Origin of the sequence: Pseudomonas sp. GM24, assembly GCF_000282235.1 — a bacterium.
Lineage (GTDB): Bacteria > Pseudomonadota > Gammaproteobacteria > Pseudomonadales > Pseudomonadaceae > Aquipseudomonas.
On sequence record NZ_AKJR01000328.1, the window covers coordinates 1 to 10,231 of the forward strand.

The 10,231-nt window shown below is 59.3% G+C and carries 8 protein-coding genes; 5 read left to right on the top strand and 3 right to left on the bottom strand.

What is annotated here, in order from left to right:
- Positions 1–199 precede the first annotated feature (199 nt).
- The 3 genes from PMI23_RS27775 to PMI23_RS27785 are packed head-to-tail and all read left to right on the top strand — an operon-like array spanning position 200 to position 3,765.
- On the top strand, positions 200–859 hold the full coding sequence (locus PMI23_RS27775; RefSeq protein ID WP_007912972.1) for a paraquat-inducible protein A: 660 nt from the start codon (positions 200–202) through the stop codon (positions 857–859).
- Entirely contained in the window at positions 846–1,469 is a 624-nt protein-coding gene (locus PMI23_RS27780; protein ID WP_007912971.1) for a paraquat-inducible protein A, read from the top strand. Before PMI23_RS27775 ends, PMI23_RS27780 begins: the two co-directional genes overlap by 14 nt.
- Positions 1,462–3,765 carry a PqiB family protein gene (locus tag PMI23_RS27785; protein ID WP_007912970.1) on the top strand — a complete coding sequence of 768 codons (2,304 nt, stop codon included), beginning with the start codon at positions 1,462–1,464 and terminating at the stop codon, positions 3,763–3,765. Before PMI23_RS27780 ends, PMI23_RS27785 begins: the two co-directional genes overlap by 8 nt.
- Positions 3,766–3,947: 182 nt before the next feature.
- Here PMI23_RS27785 and mksF read toward each other — a convergent pair whose 3' ends face one another.
- The 3 genes from mksF to mksB are packed head-to-tail and all read right to left on the bottom strand — an operon-like array spanning position 3,948 to position 8,753.
- Positions 3,948–6,788 carry an Mks condensin complex protein MksF gene (gene mksF / locus PMI23_RS27790; protein ID WP_007912969.1) on the bottom strand — a complete coding sequence of 947 codons (2,841 nt, stop codon included), beginning with the start codon at positions 6,786–6,788 and terminating at the stop codon, positions 3,948–3,950.
- Positions 6,785–7,486, bottom strand: coding sequence for an Mks condensin complex protein MksE (gene mksE, locus PMI23_RS27795; RefSeq protein WP_007912968.1), 702 nt, complete (start codon positions 7,484–7,486; stop codon positions 6,785–6,787). Before mksE ends, mksF begins: the two co-directional genes overlap by 4 nt.
- Complete coding sequence (gene mksB / locus PMI23_RS27800; protein WP_007912967.1) at positions 7,476–8,753, bottom strand: Mks condensin complex protein MksB; 1,278 nt, start codon at positions 8,751–8,753, stop codon at positions 7,476–7,478. Before mksB ends, mksE begins: the two co-directional genes overlap by 11 nt.
- Positions 8,754–8,971: 218 nt before the next feature.
- Between mksB and PMI23_RS27805 the strand changes: the two genes are divergently transcribed.
- Both PMI23_RS27805 and rimI read left to right on the top strand, forming a co-directional pair.
- Positions 8,972–9,718, top strand: coding sequence for a hypothetical protein (locus PMI23_RS27805; RefSeq protein ID WP_007912965.1), 747 nt, complete (start codon positions 8,972–8,974; stop codon positions 9,716–9,718).
- Positions 9,711–10,163: a ribosomal protein S18-alanine N-acetyltransferase gene (gene rimI, locus PMI23_RS27810; RefSeq protein ID WP_007912963.1), complete on the top strand. Its 453-nt coding sequence runs from the start codon at positions 9,711–9,713 to the stop codon at positions 10,161–10,163. Before PMI23_RS27805 ends, rimI begins: the two co-directional genes overlap by 8 nt.
- Positions 10,164–10,231 lie beyond the last annotated feature (68 nt).

Below are 10,231 nucleotides of genomic sequence, written 5' to 3' on the forward strand. Positions count from 1 at the left end.
CGCCGATGGTAGTGTGGGGTTTCCCCATGTGAGAGTAGGTCATCGTCAAGATTAAATTCCGAAACCCCAATTGCGAAAGCAGTTGGGGTTTTGTTTTGCCTGTAGAAAAGTTTTTACTCGCGACAGCGAACAAATTTGCACAGTTATTTTCGAATCAGAACACTAGAATAGCCCCACCTTATTCGGAGCCAGAGCCTTTATGTCAGAGTCGGTTGACGCCCCCGGGCTGTCAGATTTACCGCTGGAAGACTTGGTGGCCTGTCACGAGTGCGACCTGCTGATGCGCAAGCCCACACTTGCCCACGGCGAAAAAGCGCTCTGCCCACGCTGCGGTTACGAGTTGTACGCTCACCGTCACAACGTGGTGCAGCGCAGCCTCGCCTTGGTGATCGCAGCCTTATTGCTGTACATCCCGGCAAACTTTTTACCCATCATGCAACTCAATATCCTCGGACAATCCTCGCAGGATACGGTCTGGAGTGGTGTGCTCGGCCTGTTCAATACGGACATGCAGGGCGTTTCGATTGTCGTATTTCTGTGCAGCATGGCCATACCGCTGCTCAAGTTGCTGTGCCAGTTGTTCGTGTTACTGACGATCCGCTTCAATGTCGGACGCAGCTATGGCTTGCTGCTCTATCGCATTTATCACCACCTCAAAGACTGGGGAATGCTCGAGGTCTACCTCATGGGCGTACTGGTGGCGATCGTCAAACTGGCAGACATGGCAGCCATTACCGTAGGCCTGGGTTTGGCGTGTTTCATCGGCTTGTTGTTGGTTCAGGTCTGGCTGGAAGTGGTGATGTCACCGCACCAGATCTGGCAGGCGTTATCAGGAGAGGACGCTCATGCGGGCGATTGATGCGGGCATTCTGGTGTGTACTGAATGTCATGAGTTGAACAGGCAGGAAGCGGACACCGACGAGCAGACCTGCACCCGCTGCGGTGCATTGGTGCACGCTCGCAGGCCTGACAGCCTCACCCGTACCTGGGCACTGCTGATCACGGCAGCGATTATCTATATTCCAGCCAACGTGCTGCCGATCATGACTGTCAGTTCTTTGGGCCAGGGTGATCCGAGCACTATCATGTCCGGCGTGATCCAGTTGGTGCAGCACGGCATGATTCCGATCGCGGCTGTGGTGTTTATCGCCAGTATCCTCGTGCCCACCTTCAAACTGGTGGGTATTGCGCTGCTGCTGTTTTCGGTACAACGACGCCAACCGCTGTCCGCGCGTCAGCGTATCTGGATGTACCGCTTTATCGAGTTCATCGGCCGCTGGTCGATGCTCGATATTTTTGTGATCGCCATTCTCGTGGCGGTCGTCAACTTCGGCCGGCTTGCCAGTGTCGAAGCCAATCTTGGCGCCATCGCCTTCGCCAGTGTGGTGATTCTGACGATGCTCGCCGCAGTAACTTTCGATCCCCGACTGATTTGGGATAACACGGAGTCGGACGACGACCATGACTGATTTGCCCGTAGCGAAAACCCGACCGGCTTCGAACTGGTCTGCCATTTGGGTTCTGCCTCTGATCGCGCTGATCATCGGCGGCTGGCTCGGCTGGCGTGCCTACTCCGAAACCGGTATCGAGATTCAGATCCGCTTTGAAAGTGGCGAAGGCATCCAGGCCAACAAGACCGAGGTCATGTACAAAGGCATGCCGGTCGGTAAGGTCAAGGCGCTTAAGCTCGACGATGAAGGCAACTCAAAAGGTGTGATCGCCACCGTTGAGATGAACAAGGACGTCGAGCAATACCTCAAGACCAGCACGCGTTTCTGGCTGGTCAAACCGAGCGTGACCCTGGCCGGTATCACCGGCCTGGAAACCCTGGTTTCCGGTAACTACGTGGCCATCAGTCCTGGCGAAGGCGAACCGACGCGCAAGTTCAAAGCGCTGGCCGAAGAGCCGCCGTTGTCGGACGCCAAGCCCGGTCTGCACCTGACTATCAAGGCGGATCGTCTCGGATCACTGAACCGTGGCAGCCCCGTGTTCTACAAGCAGATCAAGGTCGGCCAGGTCAAAAGCTACCTGCTCTCGGAAGACCAGAGTACCGTCGAGCTCAAGGTTTTCATTGAGCCGACCTACGCCAAACTGGTGCGCAAACACACGCGTTTCTGGAACGCCAGCGGCATCAGCATCGACGCCAACCTGTCCGGGGTGAAAGTGCGCAGCGAATCGCTGGCCAGCATCGTCGCCGGTGGTATCGCTTTCGCCACACCCGAAAACCGCAAGGACAGCCCGCCGACCGATCCAAGCCTGCCATTTCGTCTGTACGAAGACTTCGATGCGGCCGCTGCCGGGATCCGTGTGAAGGTCAAACTCAGCGATTTCGAAGGTCTGCAGGCTGGCCGTACACCAGTGATGTACAAAGGTATTCAGGTCGGCAACCTGAAGGCGCTGAAGGTCGATCCGGACCTGAACAGCGCCACTGCCGAACTGACTCTTGATCCGTTGGCTGAAGACTATCTGGTGGACGGCACGCAGTTCTGGGTAGTGAAGCCGTCGATTTCCCTGGCGGGCATTACCGGTCTGGAAGCATTGGTGAAAGGTAACTACATCGCTGTGCGTCCGGGTGATAAAGGCGCGCCGCCGAAACGCGAGTTCGAGGCACGGCCGAAGGCGCCGCCGCTGGATTTGCGTTCGCCGGGCCTGCACCTGGTGTTGTTCACCGATACACTTGGCTCGATTGATGTCGGCAGTCCGATTCTGTTCAAACAGGTCAAGGTCGGTTCGGTTCAGAGCTACCAGTTCTCCAAGACTCGCAAGCAGATAGTCATCGGTGTGCACATCGAGAAGGAGTACGAAAACCTGGTCAACGCCTCGACACGCTTCTGGAACGTCAGCGGTGTCACGCTGACCGGCGGGTTGACCGGCGGAATCCAAGTGAAGAGCGAGTCGCTGCAAACCCTGATGGCCGGCGGTATCGCTTTCGAAACACCGCAAGCCAAGGCGCCGTTACAGAAGCGCATTCCGCGCTTCCGTTTGTTCGCCAACCACGATGACGCTAATCAGAAGGGTGCCGTGGTCACGATCAAGGTCGATCGCGCCGATGGTTTGCGCAGCGGCACGCCGGTTCGCTTCAAGGGACTGGATGTCGGCAAGATTGAAAGCGTTGATCTGACTGACGATCTGCAATCGGTGATCCTCACGGCGCGCATCACTGAAGTGCCGGAGAAGATCGCCCGGGTTGGTAGCCAGTTCTGGGTGGTAAAACCGGAGCTCGGCCTGATCAAGACAGAAAATCTGGAAACCCTGGTGACCGGGAAGTACATCGAAGTGCAACCGGCGGCGAAGAACCTCGGCCCGCAGAAGAACTTTGTGGCCTTGGCCAATGCGCCGGAAGTGACCAAGCAAGAGGCCGGTCTGAGTCTGGTCTTGAGCGCGGCCCGTCGTGGTTCGCTGAAACCGGGTGTGCCGGTGACTTACCGTGAAATTACCGTGGGTAAGGTCACCGGTTATGAACTGGGCCAGACAGCTGATCGCGTGTTGGTGCACATTCTGATCGAGCCGAAATACGCGCCGTTGGTGCGCAGCGGTAGCCGGTTCTGGAACACCAGCGGTGTCGGGTTTGATATCGGTTTGTTCAACGGGCTGACGGTGCGCACCGAGTCGCTGGAGACGGCGATTCAGGGAGGGATTGCCTTCGCCACGCCGGATGGCGAGCGCATGGGTAACCCGGCGCGAGCTGAGCAGACGTTTCCGCTGTTCGACAAGTTTGAGGATGAGTGGCTGACCTGGGCGCCGAAGATTTCCCTCGGTAAGTGATTCTATGGTGTCTGAAGTGGCGCCATCGCGAGCAGGCTCACTCCCACAGGGGAGCGCATTCCAACTGTAGGAGTGAGCCTGCTCGCGATAGGGCCCGCAAAATCAGCACAAATCCCAAGCCATAAAAAAGGGCCGCGATCCAAACAGATCGCGGCCCTTTTTTTGCCTTCAGTTAATGCCGATCAAACCGCATCCAGCTCTGGCTCATCCGCTTCAACATTGACCGTAGCCTTCACCACATCATGGCGACGGATGTACTTCCAGTCCGCCTCATCAATGTAGATCCCCGCCGGGCCGCTGCCACCTTCCAGGTCGATCGCGACACTGGCGCAGACCTGCGGCTTCACACTCGCCAGAATCGGCACGAAGCCCAGTTGCAGACTGGTTTCCAGCAGTGCAGCCTGGTTTTTCTCGTCGATGTCTGCGGCCTCGTCGAGGTAGTACGGCAGGCGTACGCGACCGGCCTGGTCGCGATCCATCAAGTGCAGCAACAAGTACATGTTGGTCAGCGCCTTGATGGTCATGGTTGTACCGTTGGATGCGGCGCCATCGATGTCGGTGTGGATAACCGGCTGACCGTTGACCTTGGTGATCTCGAAGGCCAGTTCGAACAAGTCCTTGAGGCCGAGCTGGTTGTGGTTTGCCGCCACCAGCCGCGCCAGGTATTCCTTGGCCTCTTCGTTCTTGTTGTCCTGCTCGGCACTTTGGCTGAGGTCGAACACCGACAGGGTTTCGCCTTCTTCGTACTGACCGGCGCTGTGGATGATCTGGTCGATGTGCTTGAGCGCTTCCTTGTTCGGCGCAAGGACGATGCGGAAGCTCTGCAGGTTGGACACTTGACGCTTGTTGATCTCGCGGTTGAACAGCGCCAGTTGATGTTCGAGGCTGTCGTAGTCGCTGCGAATGTTGCGCAGGGTCCGGGCGATATCGGTGACCGCCGCACGACGGGCCTTGCCCAGTGTCAGCGCTTCATCGGTGCGGTGCGCGTAAGCGTTGATCAGCAACGACAGGCGGCGCTCCATGTCGTCTTCGCTGTCGAACTTGGCCACGCCTTTCAGGCGCACCTGCGCGTACAGCGCTTCAATCTGGCCATCGGCGCGCAGCAGACCTTGCCAGCTGTCCTGATAGTCGTTGAGCAGTGGCAGCAGGTTGTCCATCGAATCGTCGACCGGATCCATGAACGGCGTACCGAACGGCAGATCCGCCGGCAACAACTGACGGCGACGCAGCGCATCGTCGAGGGTGCGTTGCTTGGCTTCCATATCGGCGATCTGGCGGCCGACCAGTTGCAGCTTGGCCGACAGTTGCTGGACACGTTCGGTGAAGGCGTCGCTGGAACGCTTGAGTTCGTCCTGCGCGCCTTCCATCTGCGCCAGTTGCTCGAGCTTGTCGCTTTCTTCAGCGCTCAATGTCTGCGTGCGGCGGAAATCTTCCAAGGCTTTCTGCGCGTCCAGCACTTGCTGGTACAGCGCTTCGGTCTGGGTCTTGCTCGCGGCGCGGTCGGCGGCCACGGCTTGCTGGGTTTTCAGTTGCTTGAGTTCTTTTTCCAGACGCTCTTTCTGGTCGCGCAGCGCAGCGCGGTCAGCCAAGGCCTGCAGCGCCGGCGGCTCGATGTGCGAGATGTCGATGGACAAGCCCGGCACTTCGAAGCGCTCGCCCTTGAAGCCATCGAGAATCAGCTCGACCGATTTGACCCACTCGCCGTCGTCGTCGAGGGTGATGCCGTGTTCGCCCAGTGGCAGGCTGAACAGTGCGCTATTGAACAGGCGCATCAGACGCTCGACGTCCTGTTGCGAGAACTCTTCGCGCAGACGGGCATAGCTGTTGTTGTCGGCGTGATCGAGTTGCTGCTTCACCGACTTCAGGCGTTTTTCCAGATCGCGTACGCGCTCTTCCAGATCTTCCGCACTGAATTGACGCGATTGCGCCAAGGCACCGGCCAGTTCGTCGTGGGCGTCTTTGGCGGCGAGCAATTGTTGCTCGAGCACTTTGACGTCATCGACCAGGGCGAAGCGATTTTTCAGCACCGACAATTCGCCGAGCCAGCGCTGGATACCGGAAATTTCCCGCTCCAGACGCATCAGTTCCTGAGTGCCGCCGCGCTGATCGTTTTGCAGACTGTCCTGCTCGCCACGGTAGTGGTCGGCCTGAATCGTCAGCTCATCTTTGCGCGCACTGGCGTAGTCCGACCAGGTGCCGAGCAACGAATCCAGAAGTGGCGACAGGCGATGCAGTTTGCCGCGCAGCACGTCGCGCTGTTTCACGCCGTTGGCCAAGGCTTCAACCAACGGGCCGGCAGCGACCAGCGAGTTGTAGTCCTGTTCCATCCGGCGCACGTCGCGGAAGGCTTCTTCGCAGGCGGCGATGTAATCGACGCTGCCGGAACGCAGGCTGTGTTCGAAGGCATCGAGGAACAACTGCTTGAGCTTGGCCGCGGTGATTTCGCGCATGTGCAGCAGGTTGATAAACAGCGCACGGAAAGTCTTCAGGCTCTGTTCGCTGGTGGAGCGCAGTGGAATCAGGGTCAGATCCAAAGGAATCGACGTATGACCGCCCACCAGCAAACGACGCAGCTCATCAGGCTTGAGTTCGTAGGCTTTCAGGCCTTCTTTTTCAAGGTTGCTGAACAGCTCTTTCTGGCGCAGGCAGGTGTCGTTCTTCTGGTAATGCGCCAGATCGAGCTTGCCGGCGTAAGCAAAGAACTGGTGACCGAAACCGCCGCCCGGGCCGCGACCGACCACGCCGATCACGTGCGGGCCGTGGGGCAGATTCACTTCGACAAGGATGTAGCTGGTGTCGGAAGCGAAGTAGAAGCGCCGCGATTGTTCCAGGCTGTATTTGCCGAAACTCATGTCCGACATGCGCGCCAGAATCGGGAATTGCAAGGCGTTGATCGACGCCGATTTACCGAGGTTGTTTGCGCCGTAAACCGACAGCGGTTCTTCCAGCGGGAACAGGCCGAGGCTGTAACCGGCGGTGTTCAAAAGGGCAAAGCGGCGGATGCCGTAGCGTTCCTGGCTCATGCGTCGGACTCCTGTTCTTCGGCAATGGCGCGGGCCAGTGCGTCTTCTTCGCTCTCTTCTTCAAATTCGGAAAGATCGAGCGGGTCGTCGGTTTCGAGGAATTTGGCTTCGGCCGCTTCGTCGATCAGCACCGGTGCTGGCAACGGCAGCACGCTGTGCACGCTGGCCGCCAGATCACGGTCCTGCTGTACCGACAGGCAGACGTCGAGGAAGCGGTGCATCGGCGGCAGGAAGCGGTACACGCCGTTTTCTTCGCTCGCAAAACCGAGCTGAGTCATGCGGCGCATGATCTTTTCTTCGAGTTCTTCAACGGTCTGCACTTCGGCCTGAATGAACAGGTCGCGGTATTTCTCCAGCAGCGACGGCAACTCTTCGCGGCCGAGGCTGCCGCCATCGAGCACGGCAATCGGGTCGCGGCCCTGATCGGCCAAGTGCTCGACGAGGATGAAGGTGAACAGCGCCAGACGCTGGGCAGTCTTGTTCACCGCTGCGGCGGCCATGTCCGGCACGAAGTAGTAGAAACCACGGGTGTCACAGACCAGTTCAAAACCCAGCGCCTTGAACAGCGTGCGGTACTGATCCTGGAAGTTCGACAATTGCGCGTACAACTCCGGGTCGCGGCGGCTGACGTGGTAACCCTTGAACAACTCGCGGAAGATCGGCGCGAGTTGCGACAGTTCGGAAAGATCAAGATGCATTGGGGATGCTCGCAGAATTCTCGGCGGCGCTGTCGCTGGCCGAGAGCAGGGCGAAGGAGCGCAGGCTGACCTGGTGCTCGTGAGTGTGGTATTCGCGGCGTTCCAGACGCTCGCGCTTGAAGCGCTTTTCCCGCGACAGGCGCGAGAACCAGTAGAGCAACTCGTCGGTGGCGCCGTCCGGTTCCTGCTCCAGCAACCAGGTCATCAGATCCGGCATCGGCAGGGCTTCTTCGCAACGGTCGACCATCTCGCGCACGGTGCGTGGCGCGCGTGGGGCTTCGCCTTTCTGCGTTTTGTGCGCTTTCGGGAAGCGCGCCGGTTTTGGCTCGAACCGCGCCAAGGCATAAACGTAGGCTTCGACCTGACTGGCGCTGCCGAGGAAGGTGCTCTGCGGGCGGGTAAACAGCGGCATCGCCGCTTGCGGCACGGCGTCGATGCCTTTGCGGCGAATCGCTGCCAACGCCAACGCGGCGCCACGGGTCACGGCGTTGTGCCGACGCGCTTCTTCACGCAGCGGCAGCAGCAGTTCACGGGCATGACGCAAAGTCAGCTGGGCACTGGTCTGCATTTCGAGGATGCGCGCGTGGGTGCGCAGCAGCATGTCGTCATCGACCAGATGGCCGAGGCGCTGCTGTTCGCTGAGCATCTTCAGCAGCACGGTTTCGACCTTGCGCACGCCTTGTTCGAAGGCGCCGTCGGCGTTCACCAGATCGATCATCGGCTCGACATATTCGTCCCACGTCGCCAGCACTTCGGCGTAACGCTGACGCAGCGGAATTTGTCGATCGCTGGTCTTCGCGCGCTCGGCGACGGCGACCAGGGCCTGTTCGTCGTTGTCGAGCTTCTTCAGCACATCGCGCACGCGCATGTCGAGCAAGCGCAACTGGCGGGCAAGGTCGTGGCCGTCACGGACTTCGAACGCGTCCTGGATGTAACCGGCCAGGCGCTCGAGGTGACGCAGATAGGCTTCGATTTCCAGGCACAGGCCCAGCCGGTGCTCACGACGCAGGTAAGCGAGGAAGTCATGAATCTGCGCATTCAGCTCGAAACGGTTCGGGCTTTTCGCCACCGGAATCAGAATATCGAGGCGAATCCACACGTCGAGCAGGCTGGTGATGTCCTGCGGTGTGCTGTCCAGTTGTTGGGCGGCCAGTTGCGAGCGCAGTTCGTTGAGGCTCAATGTGCCTTGGTCGAAATGCTCACACAGTGGCTCAAGCAATGCCCAGTGTTCAGCGAGGGCGCGCAAGACGCGCTTGGGTTCGATCATCGGAATGCCCGGCTGGTTGGCAATGAAAAGCGGCGATTGTACTGCATCACGAAGGATGCGATTCACTCTCGGGACGGACTGTCGCTTTCTTTAGACCAAGTCTATCGATCAACAACGGGCGATCTTGAGCGAACGGCGGTAGAATCAGCGCACTTCAGTTATCCACAAGTGGCCGACCCTTGCTAATCGAGTCCCGCCGCCGCGCCTATTTGAACGCCATGCAGGTGGTCAACTGGCTGCCGCGCACCGAATTGCCTTTCGCCGCGCCTTCACGGCCCGAGCTGCTGGACATGCCCGAGCCCGAGGTAGAGGCGCCGGTGGTGCTTGCGCCTGCGGTCGAAGCGCCCGCGCAGCCTGCCGCTCGTCCGGCCGAACGGCCGAAGATCGAAGTGCCGCGTCCTTCGTTGGCCAGCACCCGGACCAACGCCAAACCGGTGGAAGAGGCCGACGACACGCCGGTTGTCGCCAAACCGGCGCCAGTGCCACCGCCGCGTTTCGCCCTGCAATTGCTTCGTGCCGGGCGCTGCCTGTTGTTGGTCGAGTTACCCACAGGTGAACCGTTCCAGAGCCGTGATCCGGCTTATCTGTTGCTCAAAGACATGCTGCGCGCCGCCGGTCTGCCGGATGCACCGCAAATCGTCGGCGAACCGGTGCGTTGGCCTTGGCTCAATCGCGGCACCATGGATCAGGGCCCGGACGCGGCGCGCGACTTCGTTCAGGGTTTCCTTTCGGTGCAAATGGAAGCCGCTCCATGCGCCTGCCTGTGGCTGATCGGCCTACCGGCGGTACGTTTTGCCGGTGAAGCGGATGCCGAAGCATTCAATCGTGAATTGCAGATCGAAGGTCTGGGCTCGGCTTGGGCCATTCCCGGTCTGGAATTGTTAATGGAAGAGCCACAGCGCAAGGCCGCTGTGTGGCAAGCCATGCGTCGGCTGATGGCGCGCTGGAAAGAATCGAATGAGTGACGCTGTATCGTTCCGCCCGATGACCGAGGCGGATCTGGAAACCGTGCTGAAAATCGAGTACGCCGCTTACAGCCACCCGTGGACTCGCGGGATTTTTCTTGATGGGCTGGGCAAGTACCAGATCTGGCTGATGTTCGAGGGTGAGCAGCAGGTTGGTCACGGGGTGGTGCAGATCATTCTGGATGAGGCGCATCTGCTCAACATTACCGTCAAACCTGAGAATCAGGGGCGTGGGCTGGGGCTGACGTTGCTTGAGCACTTGATGTCGCGGGCGTATGCGGCTTCGGCGCGGGAATGTTTTCTGGAAGTGCGTGACAGCAATACGGGCGCGTTCAAGTTGTATGAGCGTTATGGCTTCAATGAGATTGGCCGGCGTCGGGATTATTATCCGGCGGTGGGCGGGCGCGAGGATGCCGTGGTCATGGCCTGCACCCTGGTTGACTGATGACCTGTAGGAGCTGCCGAAGGCTGCGATCTTTTGATTTTGATGTTACGACCAAGATCAAAAGATCG

Excerpts from the sequence above, each read along its gene's own strand:
- PMI23_RS27775 (WP_007912972.1), top strand. The coding sequence starts at position 200 with ATGTCAGAGTCGGTTGACGCCCCCGGGCTGTCAGATTTACCGCTGGAA.
- PMI23_RS27780 (WP_007912971.1), top strand. The coding sequence starts at position 846 with ATGCGGGCGATTGATGCGGGCATTCTGGTGTGTACTGAATGTCATGAG.
- PMI23_RS27785 (WP_007912970.1), top strand. The coding sequence starts at position 1,462 with ATGACTGATTTGCCCGTAGCGAAAACCCGACCGGCTTCGAACTGGTCT.
- mksF (WP_007912969.1), bottom strand. The coding sequence starts at position 6,788 with ATGAGCCAGGAACGCTACGGCATCCGCCGCTTTGCCCTTTTGAACACC.
- mksE (WP_007912968.1), bottom strand. The coding sequence starts at position 7,486 with ATGCATCTTGATCTTTCCGAACTGTCGCAACTCGCGCCGATCTTCCGC.
- mksB (WP_007912967.1), bottom strand. The coding sequence starts at position 8,753 with ATGATCGAACCCAAGCGCGTCTTGCGCGCCCTCGCTGAACACTGGGCA.
- PMI23_RS27805 (WP_007912965.1), top strand. The coding sequence starts at position 8,972 with ATGCAGGTGGTCAACTGGCTGCCGCGCACCGAATTGCCTTTCGCCGCG.
- rimI (WP_007912963.1), top strand. The coding sequence starts at position 9,711 with ATGAGTGACGCTGTATCGTTCCGCCCGATGACCGAGGCGGATCTGGAA.